We start from the raw sequence: 26,573 nt of genomic DNA, 5'->3' as shown, positions 1-26,573 counted from the left end.
ACACGACCGTTAAGCCCTCCAGCGCCGATGGTACTTGGACCGAAGGGTCCTGGGAGAGTAGGACGTTGCCAAGCAAAAGCCGTAGCGCACAAGAAGAGGCTGCTCCTGGTTCATTCGAACCGGAAGCAGCCTCTTGTTTGCGTTTAGCAACAAAACACCCAAAGCCCTCTTCCCCGACAATTAACCTGCACAATTGCAGTCAGGCGAATTACCCTTCCCAAAAACCAGAAAAATCAAGGCGGATCAGCTTTTTTTGGCATCCCTGCAACAGGCCGACAGCGTATAAGACGATGGAGAAACTGCTACAATAAGTAATGACAGATACTTGCAAAAGTCAGAAAATTATTTATAATGGAGATATAGTCAAAGATAGTCAAAGTCAGTTTGACGGAAAGGGAGGTCCATTGGATGCGCAATATCTCGGACATCATCGAGCAGTATCTGAAGCAGGTGTTGCAGCAGAGTCCGGATAATGTGATCGAGATTCGGCGCAGTGATTTGGCCGGTCGCTTCGAATGCGTGCCTTCCCAGATTAATTACGTCATCAGCACACGCTTTACGCTCGAGAAGGGCTACCTGGTCGAGAGCAAGCGGGGGGGCGGCGGCTATATCCGGATTCAGAAGGTCGATCTGCCGATGAAGGAAGCGATCCACGCTCACATCTTCCGCACGATCGGCGGGGAGATCGACCAACAGAGCGCGGAAGGCCTCATCTATCAGCTGGAGGATGGCGAATTCATCAGCTGCCGGGAGGCGAGCCTGCTGAAGGCGGCCATCTCAAGGGATGTGCTGGCGTTCAAGCTGCCGCTCCGCGACGAGATCCGGGCCCGTCTTCTGAAGGCGATGCTGGTGGCCTTATTAAGCAATTAACGTCCTGTCATGCGGGAGAAGGAGGAGTTGACTATGCTCTGCCAGGAATGCAACAAGAAACCGGCGACTCTGCATTTTACGAAGATCGTGAATGGGGAGAAGACGGAATTTCATATCTGCGAATCCTGCGCGCGGGAGAAGGGCGAGCTGATTCCGGGTACGGCGAACGGCTTTTCCATTCACAATCTGTTATCGGGATTATTGGATTTCGATGCGACGCCGGGTGCTTCCTTCGGCCACAAGCCGCCAACCGCACTGAGGTGCGATCAATGCGGGCTGACCTACAGCCAATTCAGCAAGCTGGGCCGCTTCGGCTGCAATTCCTGCTATAAGCATTTTTCCGAGAAGCTCGACCCGCTGTTCAAGCGGGTTCACGGCAACGTGGTCCACGTTGGGAAAGTGCCGAAGCGCACAGGCGGCATCATTCAACAGAAGCGCGAGATCGATCAATTGAAGCAAGAGCTGCAAGGCCGGATTCAGCGTCAAGAGTTCGAGCATGCAGCCACCCTGCGGGATCAAATTCGCGAGCTGGAACAAAAATTAAACGGTACGCAAGGCTGAGAAAAAGAGGTGAACGCTCATGTCTTCCCGAAAATATATGGAGCATGCCCTTAGCGAATGGATGAGCAGTAACGGACCGGATCAGGATGTCGTCATCAGCAGCCGAATCCGGTTGGCCCGCAACTTGAATACCCATCCGTTCCCGATGCTCGCCACGAACTCACAATCGGAGGAAGTGCTGGAACGGATCGAGCAGATTATGGCCAATGAAGAATTGGGCACGATCAGCGAGTTTCAGTTCATTCCGCTGGATCAGCTGAGCGAACTCGAGAAGAAGGTGCTCGTCGAGAAGCATCTCATCAGCCCGAACTTGGCGAATGAAGCGAGACACGGCGCGGTCATCCTCAGTCAGAACGAATCGGTCAGTATCATGATCAACGAAGAGGATCACCTGCGCATACAATGTTTATGCCCGGGTTTTCAGATTCGCGAGGCTTGGGATTTGGCCAACCAGATCGACGACGTGTTCGAGTCTCAGCTGGACTACGCATTCGATGAACACCGAGGATACTTGACGAGCTGTCCGACCAATGTGGGAACCGGCATTCGCGCCTCCGTCATGATGCACTTGCCCGCCCTCGTGCTGACTCAGCAAATGAACCGGATTCTATCCGCGATCAATCAAGTCGGATTGGCGGTGCGCGGGCTTTACGGAGAGGGAAGCGAAGCCACGGGCAACGTGTTCCAGATCTCCAACCAGATCACGCTAGGCCAGTCGGAGCAAGAGATCATCGACAGCTTGTACAGCGTCGTGCGTCAAATCATCGAGCATGAACGCGCGGCCAGACAGAAGCTGATGAATGAATCCCGATTGCGGCTGGTCGACCGGGTGAACCGCTCGTACGGGATTTTGTCGCATGCGAATATCATGGATACGAAGGAAGCGGCGCAGCGGCTGTCCGACGTGAGACTAGGCATCGACCTAGGCATCATCGAGAACGTCTCCCCGACCGTACTGAACGAACTGTCGGTCATGACGCAGCCGGGCTCTTTGCAGCATTGGTCGGGTACGAAGCTGTCGCCCGAAGACCGGGATATTCGCAGAGCCGAGCTGATCCGGCGCAAGTTAGCACAGCCTTAATGTTGGAAATCCCTTATTTTGGTTTAATTTTTATACAAATAGATATGGAGGTGTTTGTAATGATGTTTGGCAGATTTACGGAACGGGCCCAAAAGGTGTTGGCCTTAGCACAGGAAGAAGCCGTTCGACTGGGACATAACAATATCGGAACCGAACACATCTTATTAGGACTCATTCGCGAGAGCGATGGTATTGCCGCCAAGGCGCTCGTAGCCTTAGGACTCAGCCTCGAGAAAATTCAAGACGAGGTCGAATCGCTTATCGGCCGCGGGCAAGAGCAGCCAAGCAACATTGCCTACACGCCGCGAGCCAAAAAAGTCATCGAGCTGTCGATGGACGAAGCCCGCAAATTGGGACATACGTATGTGGGCACCGAGCACATCTTGCTGGGGCTGATCCGCGAAGGCGAAGGCGTCGCCGCCCGCGTGCTGAACAACCTGAACGTGAGCCTGAACAAAGCCCGTCAGCAAGTACTGCAGCTGCTCGGCAGCAGCGAAGCCGTGTCGTCCAACCAAGGCTCTTCGGCCAATGTGAACACGCCGACGCTGGACGGACTGGCACGCGACCTGACCGCTTACGCCAAAGAAGGCAACCTTGACCCGGTGATCGGCCGGGCCAAGGAAATCGAGCGCGTCATCCAAGTACTCAGCCGCCGGACGAAGAACAACCCGGTCCTTATCGGGGAGCCGGGGGTCGGGAAGACGGCGATCGCCGAAGGACTCGCTCAGCGCATCGTGGCGAACGAGATTCCCGAGACGCTTCGCGACAAGCGCGTCATGACCCTCGATATGGGTTCGGTCGTAGCCGGGACGAAGTATCGGGGCGAATTCGAAGACCGCTTGAAAAAGATCATGGACGAGATTCGCGCCGCCGGCAACATCATCCTGTTCATCGACGAGCTGCATACGCTCATCGGGGCAGGCGGAGCCGAAGGGGCGATCGACGCCTCGAACATCTTGAAACCCTCGCTCGCGCGCGGCGAGCTGCAATGCATCGGCGCGACAACACTGGACGAATACCGGAAATATATCGAGAAGGACGCCGCCCTGGAGCGCCGGTTCCAGCCGATTACGGTCGACCAGCCGTCTCCGGAAGAAGCGATACAAATTTTGCATGGGCTGCGCGACCGGTACGAAGCCCATCACCGCGTGAAGATCACCGATGAGGCGATCGAGCAAGCGGTGAAGCTGTCGGACCGCTACATTACCGACCGGTTCTTGCCGGACAAGGCGATCGACTTGATCGATGAAGCGAGTTCGAAGGTAAGGCTTCGCTCTTATACGATCCCGCCTAACCTGAAGCAGCTCGAGACCCAGCTCGAGAACGTCCGCAAGGAGAAGGATGCGGCCGTGCAGAGCCAGGAATTCGAGAAGGCTGCCTCGCTCCGCGATACAGAGCAAAAAATGCGCGATGAGCTGGAGGTCACAAAGAACGAGTGGAAAGAAAAGCAAGGCCGGACCGATTCGGAAGTGACGCCGGAAGACATCGCACACGTCGTGGCGAGCTGGACCGGAGTGCCGGTTACGAAGCTGGCTGAGGAAGAAACCGAGCGGCTGCTCAAGATGGAGAATATCCTGCATGAGCGCGTGATCGGCCAAGATGAAGCCGTCAAGGCCGTCAGCCGGGCGATCCGCCGGGCGAGGGCGGGGCTCAAGGATCCGAAGCGCCCGATGGGCTCCTTCATCTTCCTCGGTCCGACCGGGGTCGGGAAGACCGAGCTGGCGAGAGCGCTCGCCGAATCGATGTTCGGCGACGAGAACGCGGTCATCCGCATCGACATGTCGGAGTACATGGAGAAGCATTCGACATCGCGGCTCGTCGGGGCGCCTCCAGGATATGTCGGCTATGAGGAAGGCGGTCAGCTGACCGAGAAAGTACGCCGCAAGCCATACTCGGTTGTCCTGCTGGACGAAATCGAGAAGGCGCATCCGGAAGTGTTCAATATCCTGCTTCAGGTGCTGGAGGATGGACGCTTGACCGATTCGAAGGGCCGTACGGTCGATTTCCGCAACACGCTGATCATCATGACGTCGAACGTGGGAGCCGAGACGATCAAGCGCAATTCCCAACTGGGCTTCACCGCCGTCCAAGATGCCGGCAAAGACTACAACGTCATGAAGGACAAAGTGATGGGCGAGCTGAAGAAGAGCTTCCGTCCGGAGTTCCTGAACAGGATCGATGAGATCATCGTCTTCCATTCCCTGGACGAAGAGCACATCGCGAAGATCGTCAGCCTCATGTCCGACGAGCTGAGCAAGCGTCTGCGCGAGCAAGAGGTCGCGTTCACCCTGACGGATTCCGCCAAGAAGTTCCTGGCGAAGGAAGGGTTCGATCCGACTTACGGAGCGAGACCGTTGCGTAGAGCGATCCAGAAGCATATCGAAGACCGTCTGTCGGAGGAATTGCTGCAAGGCAGCATCTCCAAAGGCGATTCGCTTACGATCGATGAGCAAAACGGCGAGCTGGTCGTCCTGAGAAACCAAGTGTCCGCTAATTAAATAGACTTCGATAACCTACCCCGGTGCTCATGACCCATGAGGCGCCGGGGTATTGCTTTGTGCCTAATTACAAGTTTATTCCATCCCGGGGTTTCCAACGCAATCGGTCCCATGGTAAACTTTGAATACTAAGGGAAACGAGGAATTTTTGCATGGCCAAGCCGTCCAAAACCAAATTTTGCTGTCAGGAATGCGGGTACGAATCGCCCAAGTGGCTGGGCAAATGCCCGGGCTGCCAAGCCTGGAACAGCTTCGTCGAGGAACTGGAGTCGCCTCCGCGCGCTCGCGGTCTGACATCCGGCACAACTCTTACGAAAGAATTGCCTGCTTCGATCATAAACATAAAGAGCAGCGACGAGAATCGCATCCAGACCCGTATGACCGAACTGAACCGGGTGTTGGGCGGAGGCGTCGTTCCAGGGTCGCTGATCCTGGTCGGCGGCGATCCGGGCATCGGCAAATCGACGCTGCTGCTTCAAACATCGCACGATTTAGCCGAGAAGCAATTAAAGGTGCTCTACATCTCCGGGGAAGAATCCGCCGCGCAGATCAAGCTGAGGGCGGATCGCCTGAACGCGCTCTCCGAGTCCATGTTCGTGCTCTGCGAGACGAACGTGCAGGTTATCGAAGACGTCGTGCAGCAGACGCAGCCCGATTTGTTGATCATCGACTCGATTCAGACGGTGTTCCACCCGGAGATTACTTCCGCTCCAGGCAGCGTCGCACAGGTCCGGGAATGCACGGGCCATTTTATGAGAATAGCTAAAGGGAGAGGGATCGCTACCGTGCTGGTCGGACATGTGACCAAGGAAGGGGCGATAGCCGGACCTCGCCTATTGGAGCATATGGTCGATTGCGTGCTGTACTTCGAAGGAGAGCGTCATCATTCGTATCGCCTGCTGAGGGCGGTGAAGAATCGCTTCGGTTCCACGAACGAGATCGGCATCTTCGAGATGGGAGAGCTCGGACTTCGGGAAGTAACGAACCCGTCCGAGTTGTTCATCGCCGAGCGTCCCCTTCATGTATCCGGCTCCACCGTGGCGGCCAGTATGGAAGGGACGCGTCCAGTGCTTGTAGAGATGCAGGCCCTCGTAGCGCCGACGAACTTCCCGAGCCCGCGCCGCAGCGCCACCGGGATCGACTACAACCGCCTGACTCTGATCATCGCCGTGTTGGAGAAGCGCCTCGGGTTCTTTTTGCAAAATCAGGACGTCTACCTGAACGTAGCCGGCGGGGTGAAGCTGGATGAGCCTGCGGTCGACCTGGCCGTCGCCGTCGCCATCGCTTCGAGCTTCAAGGATACTCCGGTCAATCCATACGACGTGTATATCGGCGAGGTCGGGCTGACTGGGGAAGTGCGAGGCGTATCGCGTCTCGACGCGAGGGTCAAGGAGGCGCAGAAGCTCGGCTTCAAGCGGGTCATCTTACCGGCGAAGAGCGTGAAAGGCTGGACGCCGCCCAAAGGCGTCGAAGTGATCGAAGTGAACACGGTCGCCGAGGCGCTTAAGGCTGCCCTGAAGGAAGACACATTCCGTCCGAAGAAGCGGGATCAGGCATAGATGTATTTTGCTCCTGGGGTACACTACTGGGGTCCCCGCAAAGTACTAGGAATACGCTCCAGAGCCCTACTTCACTTTGTGGGGTATAAGTTAGGAGGCACACTTGGTGAAAGAAGAAGCAACACGCGATAAAATGAGTCAAATCCTTCAGCTGGTGGCCCCGGGTACGGCGTTCCGCGAAGGGTTGGAAAACGTGCTCCGCGCGAAGACGGGAGCGCTGCTGGTGGTCGGGTACAGCCCCGAAGTGATGGAGCTTGTGGACGGGGGCTTCTCGATCAACTGCGATTTCTCGCCCAACTACTTGTACGAGCTGGCCAAGATGGACGGGGCAATCATTCTCAGCGAGGACATCAAGCGGATTTTATTCGCCAATACCCAGCTCATCCCGGATTCGTCCATCAGCTCGATCGAGACCGGGATTCGGCACCGCACGGCGGAGCGGGTCGCCAAGCAGACCGGCAAGCTCGTCGTATCGATCTCCCAGCGCCGGAACGTGATCACGGTGTATCAGGGCAACCTCCGGTATTCCCTGAAGGATATCGGGGTCATTCTGGCCAAGGCGAATCAGGCGATTCAGACTCTGGAGAAATATAAATCGGTTCTCGACCAATCGCTCACGAATCTGGGTGCCTCCGAATTCGAGGAGCTCGTCACCCTTCAGGAGGTGACGGGTGTCATCCAGCGGTTCGAGATGGTGCTGCGCGTGAAGACCGAGATCAAGCGCTATATCAACGAGCTGGGCACCGAGGGCCGGCTGATCCGGATGCAACTGGATGAGCTCGTGGCCACGACGGATTACGAAGCGCTGCTGCTCGTGAAGGATTATTGCAAAGATCCGGCCGAGGAGAAGATCAAAGAGGTGCTCGCAGGGCTGAAGAAGCTGAGCAACGACGAGCTGCTCGATCATCAGCATTTGGTCCGGCTGCTCGGCTATCCATCGTCCAACTCGATGCTGGAAGAGCCGGTCTCGCCGCGCGGCTATCGGATGCTGAACAAGCTGCCTCGTCTGCCGTCCATGATCATCCACAACTTGGTCGAGCGATTCGCCCATCTGCCCCATATGGTCATGGCGACCATCGAGGAATTGGACGAAGTCGACGGCATCGGCGAAGTCCGGGCCCGGGCGATCAAGGAGGGCCTGAAGCGAATCCAAGAGCAATTGTTCATTGACAGACATATTTAAAACGCATACAATCATAAAATAGATTTGATTGCGTTGCTTGATGCTGCCTCTTCCATGATACAGCAACATGGATAGTTGTGATTCGGGGCAAAGTACATGAAGAGGTGGAGCGGTATGATTAAGAATTCCATTCCCAGCATGTTTACGGTAGGTAACTTGTTCTTGGGGATTGTCGCTATAATTCTGGCCTTCAATTCCAATATCGATAATACGAACGCAGAGCTCGCGGCGATCTTCGTGATCGTCGCGATGCTGCTCGACGGATTGGACGGGAGAGTCGCCCGCGCCTTGAACGCGCAGAGCGAATTCGGCAAGGAACTCGATTCCTTGTCCGACGTGATCTCCTTCGGGGTCGCGCCGGCGTTCATCATGTATGTCGTGGCGTTCCAAGAGATGCAGACGTCCGCGCTCGCCTGGATCGTAACCGCGATCTTCCCGATCTGCGGCGCACTTCGTCTCGCTCGGTTCAATGTGATTACGGGAGCGCCCGGTTATTTCATCGGGCTGCCGATTCCGGCGGCCGGCAGCGTCCTCAGTACACTCGCGCTGTTCCACGAGGAGATATCGACCCCCATCTTGCTCGCCAGCACGCTCGTGTTGTCGTTCTTGATGGTCAGCACGGTCCGCTATCCGAATTTCAAGAAGGTGGGCATCCCTAAGGCGGCGATCTGGGTTACGCCGATCATTATCGTCGTTGTTGTCGTACTCGCTGTGGTGTACAAGAGCATTCTGACGAAGCTGCTGTTCATCCCGCTGGTGATCTACGCCTTGTATGGCTTGAATGGCTTAAAAAAAAACGTTAGGGTTATCTCCCGGAAAAGAAGCCGCAATCAGTCGGGCTACGATGAACCGGAGAAAAAACACGGGTAATCCGCTTGGACTGCGCATAGCCATCTGACCGAAAATAAAAAGCATTTATTTTCCCTTAACCGGAAAATAAATGCTTTTTTTTGTTGAATCCGAAGCTGTGAAGACCTAAGACAAGTTGAAAATCCCGAGGGTGGAACACTTCTGGGATTCCTTCTCCAGAATGTCGTCCAAGTTCAATTCGAGCAAGTTGCAGAGGGCCGACATGTAGAACAAATTTTTCCCGAGCTGGACGGAGATGGCGTCTATGCAGTTCTCGCACAACTGACCGTTCACGTGGGTTTGGGCCAAAGATTTGGCGGCTTCGAGGGACAGTTCGGCGGGAGTAGGCTGCTTGTTCGCTTGCAGGCTGATACAGCCGCATTCGGTGATGGCTTTGATCACGCTGCGGTTCACGGAAGCACTCGATTGCTGCGTCTTGGACAGCACATCCAGCAAGCTGCGGTGACGGAGCAGCAGTTCGGACACTTGTTCTTGAAACTGTTTCAAGGTTAAGTCGCTCATTCTTCCATTCACCTCAAGTCATTATCCTCGTGCCTCAATTATAAAAGAAATGGAAGCATTATTCAATTTGTAAATCCCCACCGTGGAATATGCAAAAAAGTTCATCCCTTGAGATTAGTAGACGCGAAATTGGACCATAATTGGAAATAGAGACATATTCCCGGATTGGTTGCAAGCTGAATTAAGGCGAGTACGCCTGCGCGGGATGGTCCGTTATATGGAGGTGAAGAATAGATGGCACTACGGTATACAAGACTGCTGATGGCACTCATCGGCGGCATGATCGGATACCAGGGGAATGAAGCGATAGGGCAATTGTTCTTATTCTTGGCGAATCTGTTCGTAGAAGTAGACTCGTGGGCAACGCAAGCTTACTGGTGTACGGGACTGATGGCGCTTTTGTTCTACGGCATGACGACCGGACTGATTCGGATGGGGCAGCGGAGGCTGTCCGATTGGGAAGAGCGGGTGGCGCGCATCCCTTCTCCCGAGCTGTTCGCGGGTACCGCGGGCATGATCGTGGGGCTCGTCATCTCGGCGCTGCTGTCGCCGGTGTTGTCGAAGGCCGGATGGCTGGGAAGCGCGGTAGCGGTGGCCCTGACGGTATTGCTGGGCTATACCGGGCTGCGGCTCGGACACAAACGCAAGGACGACGTGATGGAGCTGCTGGCCTCACGCGGCGACAGACCGAAGCGGAGCGGGGCTTCCGCGGATATTCACAAAATTTTGGACACGAGCGTTATCATCGATGGGCGTATCGCCGACATTTGCAAGACCGGGTTCATCGAAGGCATCCTCGTCATTCCCGAATTCGTGCTGGAGGAGCTGCAGCATATCGCCGATTCCTCGGACCTGCTGAAGCGGAACCGGGGACGTCGGGGGCTCGATATTCTGAACAAAATTCAGAAGGAGCTTGACGTGAAGGTGCTGATCTACGAAGGCGACTTCGAGGAAATCTCCGAGGTCGACAGCAAGCTGGTGCGGCTCGCCAAGGTGCTGCAGGGCAAAGTGATCACGAACGATTTCAATCTGAATAAAGTGTGCGAGCTGCAAGGCGTCTCGGTGCTGAACATCAACGATCTCGCCAATGCCGTGAAGCCGGTCGTGCTGCCGGGAGAAGAGATCCTGGTGCAGGTCATCAAGGACGGCAAGGAGCATGGCCAAGGCGTCGCCTATCTCGATGACGGCACGATGATCGTCGTGGAGGGCGGCCGGGAGTACATAGGCGCTACGATCGAAGTGCTCGTGACGAGCGTGCTGCAAACGTCCGCGGGGCGCATGATTTTCGCCAAGCCGAAACTATTGGAAAAAGCGCAGTGAAACGGTTAAGATAGAAGACATGGAATCGTTTTACGGCGGGAGTGGTCAGGCGTGGGAGGAACAGGCGTCATCGTAGTTGCGGCCGGCACCGGCTCGCGTATGAAAACGCCGGAGAGCAAGCAGTACTTGATGCTAGGCGACAAGCCGATTCTGGCGCATACGCTGGAGCGGTTCCAGGCAATGGCATGCGTCGACGCGATCGTGCTGGTCGTCGGAGCGGGCGATGTCGCCCGCGGGGAAGCGTATGTGAGCCGCTACGGGCTCACGAAGGTGGCGGCCGTCACTGCAGGCGGCGCCGAACGGCAAGCCTCGGTGCGGGAAGGCCTCCGGGCTCTGCCGGAAGGCACGGCCTGGGTCGCGGTCCACGACGGCGTGAGGCCCTTCATCGGCGAAGCGCTCGTCCGGCGCTGTCTGCAGGAAGCGAGACAGACGGGCGCGGCGGTGCTCGCGGTACCGGTGAAGGATACGATCAAGGTGGCCGACTCGAACGGAGTCATTCAATCTACGCCAGACCGGCGAAGCTTGTGGGCGATCCAGACCCCGCAGGCTTTTCGTCTTGATTTGCTGCGCGATGCGCATGAGCGGGCGGTCCGGGACGGATTCACGGGCACGGACGATTCCATGCTCGTGGAACGCCTGGGAGTCGACGTGCGGATCGCCGAGGGAGCGTACACGAACATTAAAATTACGACGCCGGAGGACCTGCTCTGGGCGGAGACGATTGCAACACGGTATGGGGGAGAGGGACTCACATGATACGAGTAGGACAAGGCTTCGACGTACATCAGTTGGTAGAAGGGCGCAAGTGCATCATCGGAGGTGTGGACATTCCGTTCGAGTTAGGGCTGCTGGGCCACTCGGATGCGGACGTGCTGCTTCACGCGATCAGCGACGCCATTCTGGGCGCACTGGGGCTAGGCGACATCGGCAAGCACTTTCCCGACACGGATGCGGCGTTCAAGGACGCGGACAGCTTGAAGCTGCTGGAGCGAGTCTGGGCACTTGCCCGGGAGAGAGGCTACAAGCTCGGTAATGTGGATTCGACGATTATTGCCCAACGGCCGAAGATGGCGCCGTATATTCCTCAGATGACGGCGATTATCGCGCAGGCGCTGGAGGCGGAGCCGGAGCAAGTGAACGTGAAGGCGACAACAACGGAGCAGCTCGGCTTCACCGGGCGGGGCGAAGGCATTGCCGCACAATCGGTTGTCTGTTTGGTGCGGGATGTGCTATGATAGCAACTAATATTTTTTAGCGATGACGATCGTACGCTGGAGAGGGGTAGTCTCATGAGCAAGGAAATCCGCGTCCGCTATGCGCCCAGCCCGACCGGGCACCTGCATATCGGGAATGCGCGCACGGCGCTGTTCAACTATTTGTTCGCCCGCCATCATAAGGGAGCTTTCATCATTCGGATCGAGGATACGGACGTGAAGCGCAACGTCGCCGGCGGCGAGGAGAGCCAGCTCAAATATTTGAAATGGCTCGGCATCGACTGGGAAGAGAGCGTGGACGTCGGGGGACCGTACGGACCTTATCGCCAGACCGAACGCCTCGACATCTATAAAACGTACTGGCAACAGCTGCTCGATTCCGGCCGCGCCTATTTGTGCTACTGCACGGAGGAAGAGCTGGAGCAGGAGCGGGAAGAACAGACGGCGCGCGGCGAGATGCCTCGCTACTCGGGCAAGCATCGGAACTTGTCGGCGGAGCAGCGGGCCGCCTACGAGGCGGAGGGCCGCATCCCGAGCGTGCGCTTCCGGGTGCCGGAAGGCCGAACGATCGCCTTCACCGATATGGTGAAGGGCGACATCGCCTTCGAGTCGGACGGCATCGGCGATTTCGTCATCGTGAAGAAAGACGGGATCCCGACCTACAATTTCGCCGTCGTCATCGACGATTATTTGATGAAAATCAGTCACGTGCTGCGCGGGGAAGACCACATTTCCAACACGCCCCGCCAGCTGTTGATCTATGAAGCGCTGGGCTGGGAAGCTCCGGCATTCGCGCACATGACCTTGATCGTGAACGAGCAGCGGAAGAAGCTCAGCAAGCGCGACGAGTCGATCGTACAGTTCATCGAGCAGTACGACAAGCTCGGCTACTTGCCGGAGTCGCTGTTCAACTTCATCGCGCTTCTGGGCTGGTCCCCGGAAGGCGAGAACGAGATGCTGACCCACGACGAGCTGATCGCGGCGTTCGACGAAGAGCGCCTGTCCCGCAGCCCGGCCGTGTTCGATACGGATAAGCTCAAGTGGATGAACAACTATTACATCAAGAAGGCTGACCTGGGCCGTCTCACGGAGCTGGCCATTCCGTTCCTGCAGCAGGCGGGGCGCATTCCGGCCGAATTGGACGACGCCGCTAGGGCATGGGTAACGGCACTCGTAGGCCTCTATCAGGAGCAGCTGAACGCGGTCTCGGAGATCGTGGAGCTGTCGGAGATGTTCTTCACCGAGACCCTGACGGTGGAAGCGGAGGCCGAGGCCGTGCTTCAGGAGGAGCAGGTGCCGACGGTGGTGGGGCATTTCCTGAAGCTGATCGAGCCGCTGGCCGAATCCGAGCTTACGCCGGACATCGTTCAGCAAATGCTGAAGACCGTGCAGAAGGAGACCGGCTTCAAGGGCAAGGCGCTCTTCATGCCGATTCGCGTCGCCCTGACCGGGCAGATGCACGGCCGCGACTTGAACCAGACGGTCGTCCTGCTCGGCAAACGCAAAATTGTCGAACGGCTCAGCCGGTTGTTGTCATAAGCGAGTCCTATGATGTATACTAATCAATAATTTAGTTGACACAAAAGCATCGATCAGGAGAGTACGTGTCAATCGGGTTTTCAGAGAGGATCCCGCTTGCTGCCCCATCGGGACGGCAGGCTGCTGGAAGGGTTCCATTCCCGCTGATTCGGAAATGCGCCTGTGAGCTGCGCGACTGATACGGAAGTTCGGATCGCAGAGCGGATTGCATAAGTCCGCTGCGCCCCGCACCCCGTCTAGGCCGCGCCGGATCGTCCGCGTTAAGGACGCCTAAGAGGGGGAGTCGGCCGCCACCGTGTTTTGAGAATGACAGGCACCGGCAAGGCAGGACGACAACCCAAGCAGAGTGGAACCGCGATTCGACGTCTCTGCAGCTTCGGCTGCAGGGGCGTTTTTTGTTGATAGGCAAGTTATTTCTGGGGTCCCCGCAAAGTAATCGGAGTAAGCTACGAAGGGCTCGCTTCACTTTGTGGGGTTCAGATAGGGGGGATTGAAATGTTCAGCCGTATGAGATCCGATATAGCCACGGTATTTGAAAATGATCCGGCCGCGAGAAGCTTGTTCGAAGTGGTTTTTACGTATTCGGGGCTTCATGCGATCTGGGCGCATCGCATCGCACATCGGTTCTATAAGCGTAAATGGTTCACTGTGGCGAGAGTCATCTCCCAGATCAGCCGGTTCTTCACCGGGATTGAGATCCACCCGGGCGCGCGAATCGGCGACCGGTTGTTCATCGACCACGGGATGGGCGTCGTAATCGGGGAGACGTGCGAGATCGGCGACGATGTGGTGCTGTATCAGGGAGTCACGCTCGGAGGCACCGGCAAAGAGAAGGGCAAGCGACACCCGACCATTGGCAACAATGTCGTCATCTCGGCCGGAGCCAAAGTATTAGGCTCGTTCACCGTGGGCGATAATTCGAAAATAGGGACCAATGCCAACGTGGTGCAGGAGGTGCCGCCGAACAGCACGGTAGTCGGATTCAAAGCCCGGATCGTAAAAAGGGACGGCGTCAGCGTGAACCGGCTCGATCACGACAAAGTCCCCGATCCGCTGCTTGATATTTTCCAGAAGATGGAGAAGAAAATTGCAGAGTTGAAGCAAGAGGTGCACCTGCTGAAGCAGCAGGGCGAACGCCAACGAGTGGATGGAGGTCCGAAGCATGCGCAAGAACAATCTGAGATTGTATAACACCCTGACCCGAACGAAGGAAGGGTTCGAGCCGCTCACGCCAGGGAAGGTCAATATGTACGTGTGCGGACCGACGGTCTACGATTATATTCATATCGGCAACGCCCGTCCGGCGATCTTCTTCGACGTCGTACGCCGCTACTTAACCTGGCTGCAGTACGAAGTGAAGTATGTCGTGAATTTCACAGACGTCGACGACAAGCTGATCCGCAAAGCCGAGCAATCCGGCGACACCGTCCCCGAGATCGCGGAGCGGTTCATCGCGGCGTACTTCGAGGACGTGGAGGCGCTCGGCATTGAGCGGGCTACGGCTCACCCTCGGGTGACGGAGAATATGCCGGAGATCATCGCCTTCATCGAAGAGCTCGTTCAGGGCGGATACGCCTATGAGAGCGGGGGCGACGTCTACTTCCGGACGGCGAAATTCCCCGAGTACGGCAAGCTGTCGCATCAGAATCTGGAGGAGCTGCAGTTCGGCATCCGGGTTGAGGTCGACGAGCGGAAGGAGAACCCGCAGGACTTCGTCCTGTGGAAGGCGGCCAAGCCGGGCGAGATTTTCTGGAACAGTCCATGGGGGGATGGGCGTCCGGGCTGGCATATCGAGTGCTCGGCCATGGTGCGCAAGTATGTGGGCGAGACGCTCGACATACACGGCGGCGGCCAGGATTTGCAATTCCCGCACCATGAGTGCGAGGTGGCCCAATCCGAATGCGTAACCGGCAAGCCGCTCGCGAAGTACTGGATGCACAACGGCTACATCCACATCAACGACCAGAAGATGTCGAAATCGCTGGGCAACGGGGTGAATGTGAAAGAGCTGCTGAAGGAGATCGAGCCCGAGACGCTTCGTTACTTCATGTTGTCGACCCATTACCGCAACCCGGTCAACTTCAACGATGAAGCGATCGAGCAGGCGAAGAACGGATTGACGCGGCTGAATAACAGTGTAGGCAACTTGAAGCATAGGTTGGCCGATCTGCCGGAAGTCGAAGGAGAGCGGGCGGATACGTCCATCGTGACGCCGGTCACCCTCGTCTATGACAACTTCCAATCCAGCATGGACGACGATTTCAATACGGCGGATGCGATTACGGCGATGTTCGAGCTCGCGACGCTGGCCAATCAGTATTTGGCCCGGCCGGAGATCGACCGGTCGACGGTGCAATTCTTGCTTCAGACGTTCAAAGATTTGGACAGCGTCCTGGGCATACTAGCGGAAGAGCGGAACGAGCTGCTCGATGCGGACATCGAGCGTCTGATCGTAGAACGGACAGAAGCAAGAAAGGCCAAAAACTGGGCGCGGGCTGATGAAATTCGGGATTTGTTGACCGAGCAGGGTATTTTCCTGGAAGACACCCCGCAAGGCATTCGCTGGCGCCGCAAGTGAAGGAGGGAACGGCGACGTTTACCGAAACGAACGCAGGAAGCGATCGGAACGAGCAACCGGGGGTAACGGAAGGCTTGTTCACGATCGCTCCCTCCAAGCCTTATAAGCAGTTGAGCCCCCTGGTGCTCGCCTACCTGGGCGATGCCGTCTATGAAGCCTATGTACGGCAATTCGTCATCGCCCAGCCGAATCACCGGCCTCACCACATGCACCGCGAGTCGGTGAAGTACGTGTCCAACCGCGCGCAGGCGAAAGCGCTCGAGACGTGGGTGCCGCTCCTCACGGAGGAGGAGGTGGACGTCGTGAAGCGGGGACGGAATGCCAAGTCCGGTACCGTCCCCCGCAATGCGGACGTGCTCGATTACCGGCACAGCACCGCGTTCGAATGCCTGGTAGGCTACTTGTACTACCAGGGAAGCTACGCCAGATTGCAGATGCTGATGGATCTGGCGTTGAAAACCTTAAGCGGCGGGGACACAGAGCGGGAGCGCAAGAAGCCGTAGGAACGATGGAACGAAAGGAGTCGAATGGACGATGGAAGAATATATTGGCGGGCGGCATTCGGTGCAGGAGGCGCTCCGGTCCGGCCGTACGATCCACAAGCTGTTCGTCGCCGAGCAGGCGCAGAAGCAGCAGCTCTCGCCGGTCTTCAGTGAAGCGAAGAAGATGGGCATCGTCATTCAAGTGGTGGACAAGCGCAAGCTGGACCAGCTCATGCCGAACGTGCCCCACCAGGGCGTAGTCGCTCAAGTGACGGCCTATGAATATATGGAGCTCGAAGACATGATCGCCCAAGCGCAGAATAGCGGACAGCCGCCGTTCCTGCTCATCCTGGACGAGATTGAGGATCCTCACAACCTCGGCTCGATTCTGCGTACGGCCGATTGCGCCGGCGTGCACGGCGTGATCATCCCGAAGCGCCGTTCGGTCGGCTTGACGGCCACCGTCTCCAAGACGTCGGCCGGCGCCATTGAATACGTACCGGTCGCACGGGTGACGAACTTGGCGCAGACGATCGAAGAACTGAAGGAAGCGGGCATCTGGATAGCGGGCGCGGACGTATCGGGAGCGCAAAGCGTGTATCAGACTGACTTCCGAATGCCGATCGCGATCGTCATCGGCAATGAAGGCAAGGGCATCGGCCGGCTGATCAAGGAGAAGTGCGATTTCCTCGTCACCCTGCCGATGCATGGGCAGATCAATTCGCTGAACGCCTCGGTAGCCGCCTCGGTGCTGATGTACGAAGTCGTCCGGCAGCGCTCGATTCCCGTTTCCTGATGCGGGAGTCGCGCGTTTCATGAAGCAGATTATTATCGTCGACGGCTATAACATCATCGGAGCGTGGCCCGAGCTGAGCAAGCTGAAGGAGATCAGCCTGGAGGAAGCGCGCGACAAGCTGATCGGCCTGCTCGCCGAGCATCAATCCTACTCCGGGAAGCGGATCATCGTCGTCTTCGATGCCTACCAGGTGCCGGGGATCGGCGGCAAGTACTGGCAGAGCGCGCTCGAGGTGCAGTATACGAAGGAGAAGGAAACGGCCGACGCGCTCATCGAGCGTCTCGTAGGCGAGCTCAGCAGCCGGCGCACCCAAGTCTACGTAGCGACTTCCGACTTCGTCGAGCAGAGCGTGACGTTCGGACAGGGCGCCCTGCGGCTGCCTGCACGGGAGCTGCTGTACAGCGTGCGGCAGAGCGTGAAGGAGATGAAGCACCGGATGGAGGAGCAAGCCTCGTCCCGAATCCGCAACTCCTTCGACAGCAAGCTGACGCAAGAGCAGCTGGACATGCTCGAAAGATGGCGCCGCGGCAACGGTCCCCGTTGACGATCTTCCATGCGGTCATGTATACTAAGGCTAACTTTATCAAGCTAAATGGGTTTTGCGTAGCCTTGCAGGCAAGCCGGAGGGATTGTTGGTGAGCATCGACCTCAAAGAAATGAGAATGCGCGACTTTGACCTCAAGACAGATGAAGAGAACGTCGAATCGGTCCGCGATGGCAGCAGCGAGGCGCTGGAATATTTGATCAACAAATACAAGAACTTCGTTCGGGCCAAGGCTCGTTCTTATTTCCTCATCGGAGCCGACCGCGAAGATATTGTGCAAGAAGGCATGATCGGCTTGTACAAGTCCATCCGGGACTTCAAAGAGGACAAGCTGTCAACGTTCAAAGCCTTCGCCGAGCTGTGCATCACCCGCCAGATCATTACGGCCATCAAGACCGCAACCCGCCAGAAGCATATTCCGCTTAACTCCTATGTTTCCCTGGACAAGCCTATCTATGACGAAGATTCCGACCGGACGCTACTCGATGTCATCTGCGGTTCCCGCATGACCGACCCGGAGGAACTCATTATCAACCAAGAAGAGTTCAGCGGCCAGGAAGACAAAATGGGCGAGATTCTGAGCGACCTGGAGCGCAAGGTGCTCATGCTTTATTTGGACGGGCGCTCCTACCAGGAGATTGCCGTCGATCTGGATCGGCATGTGAAGTCCATCGACAACGCGCTGCAGCGGGTGAAGCGGAAGCTGGAACGGTATTTGGAAGTACGAGATTTGTGAGAGCATTCTTCTTTGGCTAACGGCAGAGAGGAATGTTTTCTAATTTTGTCCGTTTTGACAACCCTCATTTCCTCTAGATTTCTATTACTGTTGCCTCCCCTCGATCTTCCATTGTTTCTCGCTCTTCCTTTTCATAGGTTTAGGTCCCCGGTCCGCTGGCAACACTAGAAGGCAGGCAGGTTGACCCAAGAGATGGCAGGCCGCGCGGCGGCGGGGTTTGTTGACACGTCCGGTACTCTGTGATAAAGTAGTTCAGGTAGCCCTACGCTTTCGGGGGTTTTTGGTGTTCCCGAATTTGGGACTCGGGCTCCATTTTTGGAGGTGTAGTTGTGTCGTATTTGCAAAGAGTGAAGCAAGGGTTCGGGTCCATGACTGGATTCTTCACCGACAGCTGGTCGGAGCTCAAGAAGGTCAAGTGGCCGACCCGCAAAGAATTGACCAGTTATACGATCGTTGTACTTGTGACCGTCGTGTTCGCTACCATCTACTTTTGGGTCATCGACCTTGGGCTAACCGAATTGCTGCGCTTTTTCAAAGTATAAGGAAAACCAGGTGACGGATGATGGAGAAACGTTGGTACGTCGTACATACCTATTCCGGGTATGAAAACAAAGTAAAAGCCAATCTCGAGAAACGCGTCGAGTCCATGAACATGGCCGACAAGATCTTCCGCGTGCTTGTGCCGATGGAAGAAGAGATTGTGAACAAAGACGGCAAGCGCAAGAGCGTGATGCGCAAAGTGTATCCGGGCTATGTGCTAGTAGAGATGATTCAGACGGACGATTCCTGGTATGTGGTTCGCAATACGCCGGGGGTAACCGGCTTTGTCGGATCGACCGGTTCGGGCTCCAAGCCTACGCCGCTATTGCCGGAAGAGGTCGACAGCATTCTCAAGCATATGGGCATGGAAGAGCCGAAGCCGAAGATCGACTTTACTCTGAAGGAGACGGTGCGCGTCAAGGTCGGGCCATTCGCCAACTTTGTCGGCACGGTGGAAGACATCCTGATGGAGAAAGCGAAGCTGAAGGTGCACGTCAACATGTTCGGTAGGGAAACCCCGCTGGAGTTGGAATATACTCAGGTGGAAAAAATATAAAATCGATCGGTGCTTCTATCGGTCTGATTTCGTAAATGGTTTCTAGCGGCCTTACTCGGTGCAGAGTGGGGCTCGCGCAAGTGGGAGGGAAACATCCCGTTCTTACCACATTATGGGCAAGGAGGTGTGTCACATGGCTAAAAAGGTTATCAAAATGGTGAAGCTGCAAGTTCCGGCAGGCAAAGCGAATCCGGCTCCTCCGATCGGTCCAGCACTCGGTCAGGCAGGGGTCAACATTATGGCTTTCTGTAAGGAATTTAACGCGCGCACAGCCGATCAAGCCGGTCTGATCATTCCGGTTGTGATTACGGTGTTCGAGGATCGTTCGTTTACGTTCGAGACCAAGACTCCTCCGGCTGCTGTATTGCTTCGCGTCGCGGCTAACGTACCGAAAGGTTCCGGCGAACCGAACAAGAAGAAGGTTGCAACTGTGAAACGTTCCAAAGTTCGTGAAATCGCGGAGCAAAAAATGCCTGACCTGAACGCGGCGTCTGTAGAAGCTGCTATGCGGATGGTAGAAGGTACGGCTCGCTCGATGGGCATCGTCATCGAAGACTAATCGCAAGACCGCGGCCTCGCGTGCCGCACAGTGGGAGGATATTCCGCTAATACCACAAAGGAGGATGGAACATGGCAAAGCACGGAAAGAAATGGCAAGAAGTTGCGAAGCTGGTTAATCCAGAGTCCAGCTACGAGCCGGCTGAAGCGATGGAGCTTGTGAAGAAAATGGCTCCGGCTAAGTTTGATGAAACCGTGGAAGTCGCTGTTCGCCTGGGCGTAGACCCGCGCAAACAGGACCAAGCCGTACGCGGTGTGGTCGTGCTTCCGAACGGAACAGGGAAAAGCAAGCGAGTTCTCGTATTCGCCAAAGGCGACAAAGCCAAAGAAGCCGAAGCCGCTGGCGCGGACTTCGTAGGCGATGCAGACATGATCAACAAAATCCAACAAGGATGGTTTGATTTCGACGTCTGCGTAGCTACGCCGGATATGATGAGCGAAGTTGGTAAATTGGGTCGTCTGCTCGGGGGTAAAGGTCTTATGCCGAACCCGAAAGCCGGCACCGTCACGTTCGATGTTACGAAGGCCGTTCAAGAAATCAAAGCCGGTAAAATTGAATTCCGTCTGGACAAAGCCGGACAAATTCATGCTCCGATCGGCAAAGTTTCTTTCGACGCCGACAAGCTGGGCGAGAACTTCAAGGCGTTGGTCGATGCTCTGAACCGGGCGAAGCCAGCCGCTGCGAAAGGCGTCTACTTGCGCAACATCGCCGTATCTTCGACTATGGGTCCTAGCGTACGGGTGAACCTGCAATCCTTCCGTTAATCCGATTTTCCTGACATTGCACTTTGCATTTTTCGGGAATCCGTGATAAGCTGTTGAAGGTTAACAAACGAATATGCGAACCGTAGACAGTAGGTGCCGCTTGCGGCTTAATTTCCTACCGAGGTGTTGTGATACATGTAACGTAATCATGCCCCCGTCTGTCTATGGACGGGGGCTTTTTTCGTACAACTGCAGAACAACATCCAACCCTGGGTGATTCAAGTCTGGAAGCGACCAATCATATAGGAGGTGTGAACATGGCAAACGCGAAAGTACTGCAAGAGAAACAGCAAGCGGTTGAGGAAGTATCGGCGAAGCTGCGCGAGAACAGCTGCTCGATCGTAGCCGACTACCGCGGCCTGAACGTGGCGCAAGTGACCGATCTTCGGAAGAAGCTGCGCGAAGCGGGTGTCGAGTTCCAAGTAATCAAGAATACGATCGCTCGTCGCGCGACGGCTGCAGCTGATCTGAGCGCGTTGGATTCGGCACTGACCGGACCGACGGTTATCGCCTTCAGCAAAGACCCGGTAGCGGGTGCGAAGATTCTGACCGAATTCGCTAAGAAAAACGACAAGCTGCAAGTGAAAGCCGGCGTGGTAGAAGGTAAAGTCGTAGACTCCGCCCAAATCAAAGCCCTGGCCGAACTGCCTTCCCGCGAAGGCATGCTGTCGATGTTGCTCAGCGTGCTTCAAGCTCCGATCCGGAACTTCGCCCTTGCGGTTAAAGCCGTCGCCGAGAAGCAAGAAGGCGGCGCACAAGCGTAAGCAAGCCGGGTTTTCTTACAAGCAAGAATCATTCGATCGGCATAATGCCGAACCACTAATATACCTTAATGGAGGGTTATCAAATGAGCACAGCGCAAATTTTGGAAGCGATCAAAGGCATGACGATCTTGGAACTGAACGACCTCGTAAAAGCAATCGAAGAAGAGTTCGGCGTAACCGCAGCAGCTCCGGTAGCAGTAGTAGCCGGCGGCGGCGCAGCGGCTGAAGTGGAAGAGCAAACCGAATTCGACGTGATCCTGATGAACGCAGGCGCTTCGAAGATCAACGTCATCAAAGTCGTTCGCGAAATCACAGGCCTCGGCTTGAAAGAAGCAAAAGACCTGGTTGACGGCGCACCGAAGCCGATCAAAGAGCGCGTCTCCAAGGACGATGCAGCTGCAGTAAAAGCGAAGCTCGAAGAAGCAGGCGCAACGGTAGAAGTGAAGTAATCTCGATTGGCAAGCAATCGAGCCGATCTCGAATCAAATCCCCTTTTGAAGCGGTCGCTTCAAAGGGGGTTTGTTCATATACGGAGGGTGCGGCGTGGCGGATCATTATTACACGGAAAAACCTACGGCGGAAAGCGATCGGGGAGTAGTGGAAGCGAACCTGCGCGGGAAGGCTTTTACCTTCGTCACCGATGCGGGCGTGTTCTCGAAGCGGGGACTCGACTTCGGCAGCCGCCTCTTGATCGAGACGATGGCGATCGCGCCGGATGACCGGGTGCTGGATGTCGGCTGCGGCTACGGTCCGATCGGACTGACCGCCGCCTGGCTGGCCAAGCAGGGAGAGGCCGTCTTGGTCGACATCAATGAAAGGGCGATCGGGTTGGCGAAGGAGAATCGGCGACGCAACGGCATCGTCAATGCGGAAGTGCTGCAGAGCGACCGGCTGCTAGCCGTTCAGGACCGGAGCTTCACGAAGATCTTGACCAATCCGCCGATCCGGGCCGGCAAGCAAGTCGTGCACTCGATTTTCGAGCAGGCACATGAACGTCTAGTGGAAGGCGGCGAGCTGTGGGTCGTCATTCAAAAAAAGCAGGGGGCGCCTTCGGCTTGGACAAAGCTCGAGGAAATGTTCCGCGGCGTGGAACTGGTTGAGAAGGACAAAGGCTACTGGATCATTAAAGCAGTGAAATAAAGTGTCAAAGTCTATGAAAATATTTTGAAAACAATTTGACTACGATATCCTGGTGTGGTATCATTATAAAATGTCAGTATTAGGATGGGCGATGTGTCTTTACTTCGCTAAAATGTCAAGAACATTTTTTCTAACATGCCATGCATAAATTTTTGCCGAATGACGTATAATGTTTACATTTTGGGAAAATCTACATGGTATGAACTCTGGCAACTGCTACCATGCTTCCTTATGAAAAAGGTCTCACTGCAACGCCCTTACGGCGATCAACCGAGGCTTTTCTTCTTTTTGTTTCACGGATTTCCGAGTCAATGTGAGGGGTGAATGAAAGTTGGCGGGTCATAACGTTCAATACGGTCGGCGACAACGCCGGACTTATGCACGAATTAATGAGGTGCTGGAGGTCCCTAACCTGATTGAGATCCAGCAGAAATCGTATCAGTGGTTTCTGGATGAAGGATTGCGCGAGATGTTCCAGGATATCTCCCCGATCCAGGATTTCACGGGCAACTTGGTCCTGGAGTTCATCGATTACAGCTTGGGCGAACCGAAGTATTCGGTCGACGAGTCCAAAGAACGCGATGTAACGTATGCGGCCCCATTAAGAGTCAAAGTTCGTTTAATTAATAAAGAGACGGGCGAAGTGAAAGAGCAGGAAGTGTTTATGGGAGATTTCCCGCTCATGACCGAGACCGGTACCTTTATTATTAACGGTGCGGAACGGGTTATCGTCAGTCAGCTAGTTCGTTCCCCTAGCGTTTATTTTAGCACAAAAGTCGACAAAAACGGCAAGAAAAGTTACACGGCTACCGTGATTCCGAACCGCGGCGCCTGGCTCGAGCTGGAGACGGATGCGAAGGACATCATCTATGTCCGGATTGACCGCACCCGGAAGATCCCGGTTACGGTGCTGCTGCGTGCGCTGGGCTTCGGCACGGACGCCGAGATTATTGACTTGCTTGGCGATGACGAATATATTCGCAATACGCTAGATAAGGATAACACCGACTCTACGGAGAAGGCGCTGATCGAGATTTACGAGCGTCTGCGTCCGGGCGAGCCGCCTACGCTGGATAACGCCAAGAGCTTGCTCATCGCGCGGTTCTTCGATCCGAAGCGGTACGATCTAGCGAATGTTGGACGGTACAAGATTAATAAGAAGCTTCATATTAAGAACCGGTTATTCAACCAACGTCTGGCTGAGACGCTCGTGAACTTGACGACCGGCGAAATCCTGGCGGAAGCCGGGCAAATGCTCGATCGCCGTGTTCTCGATGAGCTGCTGCCGCACTTGGAGGAGGGCGTGGGCTACGCCGAGTATGGCGTTAGCAACGGCGTGCTGGACGCGGATCGCATTCCGCTTCAGACGGTCAAAGTATTCTCCCCGCTGGAAGACGGCAAGGTCGTGAAGCTGATCGCCAATAGGAATATCGATAAATCGGTCAAGAACATTACGCCGGCCGATATCATTTCGTCCATCAACTACTTCATTAACTTGCTGCACGGCATCGGCAGCACGGACGATATCGACCACTTGGGCAACCGGAGACTGCGTTCCGTCGGCGAGCTGCTGCAGAACCAGTTCCGGATCGGTCTGTCCCGGATGGAGCGCGTCGTGCGCGAGCGGATGTCGATTCAGGACGCCAACGTCATTACGCCGCAGGCGCTCATCAACATTCGTCCTGTTATCGCGTCCATCAAAGAGTTCTTCGGCAGCTCCCAGCTGTCGCAGTTCATGGACCAGACGAACCCGCTGGCGGAGCTGACGCACAAGCGTCGTCTGTCGGCCCTCGGTCCAGGCGGTCTGACTCGTGAGCGCGCGGGCTTCGAAGTCCGCGACGTGCATCACTCTCACTATGGCCGGATGTGCCCGATCGAGACGCCGGAAGGTCCGAACATCGGTCTCATCAACTCATTGTCCAGCTTCGCGCGGATCAATGAGTACGGTTTTATCGAAGCGCCGTATCGCTGGGTCGATCCGAAGACGGGCGTGGTTACCGATCAAATCGCCTACTTAACGGCGGATGAAGAGGATAACTACGTTATCGCTCAGGCGAACGCCAAGCTAGACGAAGCCGGCGCGTTGGCGGAAGAAGCGGTTATCGTCCGGTTCAAGGACGACAACTTGATCATGCCGCGCGAGCGCGTCGACTATATGGACGTCTCGCCGAAGCAAGTCGTGTCCGTGGCAACCGCGCTGATCCCGTTCCTCGAGAACGACGACTCCAACCGCGCGCTCATGGGCTCGAACATGCAGCGGCAAGCGGTACCGCTCCTCATTCCGAAGTCTCCGCTCGTCGGAACCGGCATGGAGCACAAGTCGGCGAAGGACTCCGGGGTCTGCATTGTGAGCAAGCACCACGGCGTAGTGGAGCGCGTCTCCGCGAACGAAGTGTGGGTGCGCCGCCAAGAGATGGTGGACGGCAAGATGGTCAAGGGCGACTTGATCAAGCACAAGCTGCACAAGTTCATGCGCTCGAACCAAGGCACGTGCATCAACCAACGGCCAATCGTGAAGTACGGCGAAGTGATCAAGCCCGGGGACATCCTGGCGGACGGTCCGTCGACCGAACAAGGCGAGCTGGCGTTGGGACGCAACGTCGTCGTAGCGTTCATGACCTGGGAAGGGTACAACTACGAGGATGCGATTCTCTTAAGCGAGAAGCTGGTCAAAGAGGACGTCTACACCTCGATTCATATTGAAGAATACGAGTCCGAAGCCCGCGATACGAAGCTGGGACCCGAAGAAATCACCCGCGACATCCCGAACGTCGGCGAGGACGCGCTCCGCAACCTCGACGAGCGCGGCATTATCCGCGTCGGTGCGGAGATCGGTGCAGGCGACATTCTCGTCGGGAAGGTTACGCCGAAGGGCGTGACCGAGCTGACCGCGGAAGAGCGACTGCTCCATGCCATCTTCGGGGAGAAGGCGCGCGAAGTGCGCGATACGTCGCTCCGCGTCCCTCACGGCACCGACGGGATCGTCGTTGACGTGAAGGTGTTCACCCGCGAGAACGGCGACGAGCTGCCTCCGGGCGTGAACCAGCTGGTGCGCGTCTACATCGCGCAAAAGCGGAAGATCTCCGAGGGCGACAAGATGGCCGGACGCCACGGGAACAAAGGGGTTATCGCCCGCATCCTGCCTGAGGAAGATATGCCGTTCCTGCCGAACGGTACTCCGGTCGAAGTCGTGCTTAATCCGCTTGGCGTTCCTTCCCGGATGAACATCGGCCAGGTACTGGAGGTTCACTTGGGCATGGCAGCCAAGCTGCTGGGTATCCACACCGCTACGCCGGTATTCGACGGCGCGAATGAGTATGACGTGTTCGACACGATGGAGGAAGCCGGCATGCAGCGGAACGGCAAGACCGTTCTGTACGACGGCCGTACCGGCGAACCGTTCGAGCGTGAAGTCACCGTCGGCGTCATGTACATGATCAAGCTGGCGCACATGGTCGACGACAAGATCCACGCCCGTTCGACCGGGCCGTACTCGCTCGTGACACAGCAGCCACTGGGCGGTAAAGCCCAATTCGGCGGCCAGCGCTTCGGGGAGATGGAAGTGTGGGCGCTCGAAGCTTATGGCGCGGCCTATACGCTCCAAGAAATTCTTACCGTCAAGTCCGACGACGTGGTCGGCCGCGTGAAGACGTACGAATCGATCGTCAAAGGCGAGAACGTGCCGGAGCCTGGCGTTCCGGAGTCGTTCAAGGTTTTGATCAAGGAGCTTCAGAGCTTGGGCATGGACGTGAAGATCCTGGCGGAAGACGAGCAAGAGATCGAAATGAAAGAACTGGATGACGAAGATGACGTCGCCGGCGACAAGTTGAATCTCAATCTAGAAGGCAGCGAGGTCGGAGTCGAGTAATCGACCCGGCCCGGCCTGTTCATTGGCACGATAGATTCCTACAGTACAAC

Annotated in this window: 26 protein-coding genes, 1 rRNA gene and 1 other annotated feature; of the genes, 26 read left to right on the top strand and 1 reads right to left on the bottom strand. The window is 56.3% G+C overall.

All coding sequences use genetic code 11. The annotated features are described in order from the left end of the window. The 8 genes from rrf to pssA all read left to right on the top strand — a co-directional run. A 5S ribosomal RNA gene (gene rrf, locus ACI5FR_RS33825) occupies positions 1-74 on the top strand; the annotation flags it as partial. Between the two features lie 334 nt (positions 75-408). Continuing rightward, entirely contained in the window at positions 409-870 is a 462-nt protein-coding gene (locus tag ACI5FR_RS31570) for a CtsR family transcriptional regulator (protein WP_405461951.1), read from the top strand. 33 nt (positions 871-903) lie between these two features. After that, a complete protein-coding gene (gene mcsA / locus ACI5FR_RS31565) occupies positions 904-1,431 on the top strand; it encodes a protein-arginine kinase activator protein McsA (RefSeq protein WP_405461949.1) in 528 nt (175 codons plus the stop codon). Positions 1,432-1,450: 19 nt separating this feature from the next. Beyond that, positions 1,451-2,512 (top strand): protein-arginine kinase McsB, encoded by a 1,062-nt coding sequence (gene mcsB, locus ACI5FR_RS31560; protein ID WP_405461948.1) that lies wholly within the window; start codon positions 1,451-1,453, stop codon positions 2,510-2,512. Between the two features lie 59 nt (positions 2,513-2,571). Continuing rightward, positions 2,572-5,010 carry an ATP-dependent protease ATP-binding subunit ClpC gene (clpC, locus tag ACI5FR_RS31555; RefSeq protein WP_405461946.1) on the top strand — a complete coding sequence of 813 codons (2,439 nt, stop codon included), beginning with the start codon at positions 2,572-2,574 and terminating at the stop codon, positions 5,008-5,010. A gap of 152 nt (positions 5,011-5,162) precedes the next feature. Beyond that, a complete protein-coding gene (gene radA / locus ACI5FR_RS31550; protein ID WP_405461944.1) occupies positions 5,163-6,569 on the top strand; it encodes a DNA repair protein RadA in 1,407 nt (468 codons plus the stop codon). A 103-nt stretch (positions 6,570-6,672) separates the two neighbouring features. Next, positions 6,673-7,752, top strand: a complete 1,080-nt coding sequence (gene disA, locus ACI5FR_RS31545) for a DNA integrity scanning diadenylate cyclase DisA (RefSeq protein ID WP_405461942.1) — start codon at positions 6,673-6,675, stop codon at positions 7,750-7,752. Positions 7,753-7,866: 114 nt separating this feature from the next. Then, complete coding sequence (gene pssA / locus ACI5FR_RS31540) at positions 7,867-8,622, top strand: CDP-diacylglycerol--serine O-phosphatidyltransferase (protein WP_405461941.1); 756 nt, start codon at positions 7,867-7,869, stop codon at positions 8,620-8,622. A 105-nt stretch (positions 8,623-8,727) separates the two neighbouring features. Here the strand turns inward: pssA and ACI5FR_RS31535 are convergent, their stop codons facing one another. After that, on the bottom strand, positions 8,728-9,123 hold the full coding sequence (locus ACI5FR_RS31535) for a DUF1573 domain-containing protein (RefSeq protein WP_405461939.1): 396 nt from the start codon (positions 9,121-9,123) through the stop codon (positions 8,728-8,730). A gap of 234 nt (positions 9,124-9,357) precedes the next feature. Between ACI5FR_RS31535 and ACI5FR_RS31530 the strand changes: the two genes are divergently transcribed. The 18 genes from ACI5FR_RS31530 (at position 9,358) to rpoB (ending at position 26,523) form a co-directional block, all read left to right on the top strand. After that, positions 9,358-10,443, top strand: coding sequence for a PIN/TRAM domain-containing protein (locus tag ACI5FR_RS31530; protein WP_405461936.1), 1,086 nt, complete (start codon positions 9,358-9,360; stop codon positions 10,441-10,443). Positions 10,444-10,542: 99 nt separating this feature from the next. Further along, complete coding sequence (gene ispD, locus ACI5FR_RS31525) at positions 10,543-11,199, top strand: 2-C-methyl-D-erythritol 4-phosphate cytidylyltransferase (protein ID WP_405461954.1); 657 nt, start codon at positions 10,543-10,545, stop codon at positions 11,197-11,199. Continuing rightward, complete coding sequence (ispF, locus tag ACI5FR_RS31520; RefSeq protein WP_405461934.1) at positions 11,196-11,678, top strand: 2-C-methyl-D-erythritol 2,4-cyclodiphosphate synthase; 483 nt, start codon at positions 11,196-11,198, stop codon at positions 11,676-11,678. The genes ispD and ispF overlap by 4 nt, the downstream gene beginning before the upstream one ends. 54 nt (positions 11,679-11,732) lie before the next feature. Beyond that, entirely contained in the window at positions 11,733-13,196 is a 1,464-nt protein-coding gene (gene gltX, locus ACI5FR_RS31515) for a glutamate--tRNA ligase (RefSeq protein ID WP_405461932.1), read from the top strand. Positions 13,197-13,691: 495 nt separating this feature from the next. Continuing rightward, a complete protein-coding gene (gene epsC, locus ACI5FR_RS31510) occupies positions 13,692-14,387 on the top strand; it encodes a serine O-acetyltransferase EpsC (RefSeq protein ID WP_405461930.1) in 696 nt (231 codons plus the stop codon). Then, a complete protein-coding gene (cysS, locus tag ACI5FR_RS31505) occupies positions 14,359-15,774 on the top strand; it encodes a cysteine--tRNA ligase (protein ID WP_405461929.1) in 1,416 nt (471 codons plus the stop codon). The genes epsC and cysS overlap by 29 nt, the downstream gene beginning before the upstream one ends. Continuing rightward, positions 15,771-16,277 (top strand): Mini-ribonuclease 3, encoded by a 507-nt coding sequence (locus tag ACI5FR_RS31500; protein ID WP_405461926.1) that lies wholly within the window; start codon positions 15,771-15,773, stop codon positions 16,275-16,277. Before cysS ends, ACI5FR_RS31500 begins: the two co-directional genes overlap by 4 nt. A 31-nt stretch (positions 16,278-16,308) precedes the next feature. Continuing rightward, positions 16,309-17,052: a 23S rRNA (guanosine(2251)-2'-O)-methyltransferase RlmB gene (rlmB, locus tag ACI5FR_RS31495; protein ID WP_405461924.1), complete on the top strand. Its 744-nt coding sequence runs from the start codon at positions 16,309-16,311 to the stop codon at positions 17,050-17,052. A 19-nt stretch (positions 17,053-17,071) separates the two neighbouring features. Then, positions 17,072-17,596 (top strand): NYN domain-containing protein, encoded by a 525-nt coding sequence (locus tag ACI5FR_RS31490; protein ID WP_405461922.1) that lies wholly within the window; start codon positions 17,072-17,074, stop codon positions 17,594-17,596. A 91-nt stretch (positions 17,597-17,687) separates the two neighbouring features. Beyond that, positions 17,688-18,332, top strand: coding sequence for an RNA polymerase sporulation sigma factor SigH (sigH, locus tag ACI5FR_RS31485; protein WP_405461919.1), 645 nt, complete (start codon positions 17,688-17,690; stop codon positions 18,330-18,332). Positions 18,333-18,661: 329 nt separating this feature from the next. After that, entirely contained in the window at positions 18,662-18,874 is a 213-nt protein-coding gene (gene secE, locus ACI5FR_RS31480; protein ID WP_405461918.1) for a preprotein translocase subunit SecE, read from the top strand. Between the two features lie 20 nt (positions 18,875-18,894). After that, the gene (gene nusG / locus ACI5FR_RS31475) at positions 18,895-19,428 is read left to right on the top strand and encodes a transcription termination/antitermination protein NusG (RefSeq protein ID WP_405461915.1); all 534 of its coding nucleotides are present in this window, start codon (positions 18,895-18,897) and stop codon (positions 19,426-19,428) included. Between the two features lie 133 nt (positions 19,429-19,561). Then, the gene (rplK, locus tag ACI5FR_RS31470) at positions 19,562-19,987 is read left to right on the top strand and encodes a 50S ribosomal protein L11 (protein WP_405461913.1); all 426 of its coding nucleotides are present in this window, start codon (positions 19,562-19,564) and stop codon (positions 19,985-19,987) included. Positions 19,988-20,058: 71 nt separating this feature from the next. Further along, positions 20,059-20,751, top strand: a complete 693-nt coding sequence (rplA, locus tag ACI5FR_RS31465; RefSeq protein ID WP_405461910.1) for a 50S ribosomal protein L1 — start codon at positions 20,059-20,061, stop codon at positions 20,749-20,751. Positions 20,752-20,813: 62 nt separating this feature from the next. Continuing rightward, positions 20,814-20,942: a sequence feature (ribosomal protein L10 leader region), on the top strand. A gap of 66 nt (positions 20,943-21,008) precedes the next feature. Further along, the gene (gene rplJ, locus ACI5FR_RS31460) at positions 21,009-21,515 is read left to right on the top strand and encodes a 50S ribosomal protein L10 (protein WP_405461907.1); all 507 of its coding nucleotides are present in this window, start codon (positions 21,009-21,011) and stop codon (positions 21,513-21,515) included. 83 nt (positions 21,516-21,598) lie between these two features. Beyond that, positions 21,599-21,964, top strand: a complete 366-nt coding sequence (rplL, locus tag ACI5FR_RS31455; protein ID WP_405461905.1) for a 50S ribosomal protein L7/L12 — start codon at positions 21,599-21,601, stop codon at positions 21,962-21,964. Between the two features lie 94 nt (positions 21,965-22,058). After that, a complete protein-coding gene (locus tag ACI5FR_RS31450; RefSeq protein WP_405461903.1) occupies positions 22,059-22,655 on the top strand; it encodes a class I SAM-dependent methyltransferase in 597 nt (198 codons plus the stop codon). Between the two features lie 331 nt (positions 22,656-22,986). Next, the gene (gene rpoB / locus ACI5FR_RS31445; protein WP_405461900.1) at positions 22,987-26,523 is read left to right on the top strand and encodes a DNA-directed RNA polymerase subunit beta; all 3,537 of its coding nucleotides are present in this window, start codon (positions 22,987-22,989) and stop codon (positions 26,521-26,523) included. Positions 26,524-26,573 lie beyond the last annotated feature (50 nt).

Origin of the sequence: Paenibacillus sp. HJGM_3, assembly GCF_045062745.1 — a bacterium.
Taxonomy (GTDB): domain Bacteria; phylum Bacillota; class Bacilli; order Paenibacillales; family NBRC-103111; genus Paenibacillus_AA.
The sequence above is the reverse complement of the archived record's forward strand: the minus strand, read 5'-3'. Positions and strand labels throughout refer to the sequence as shown.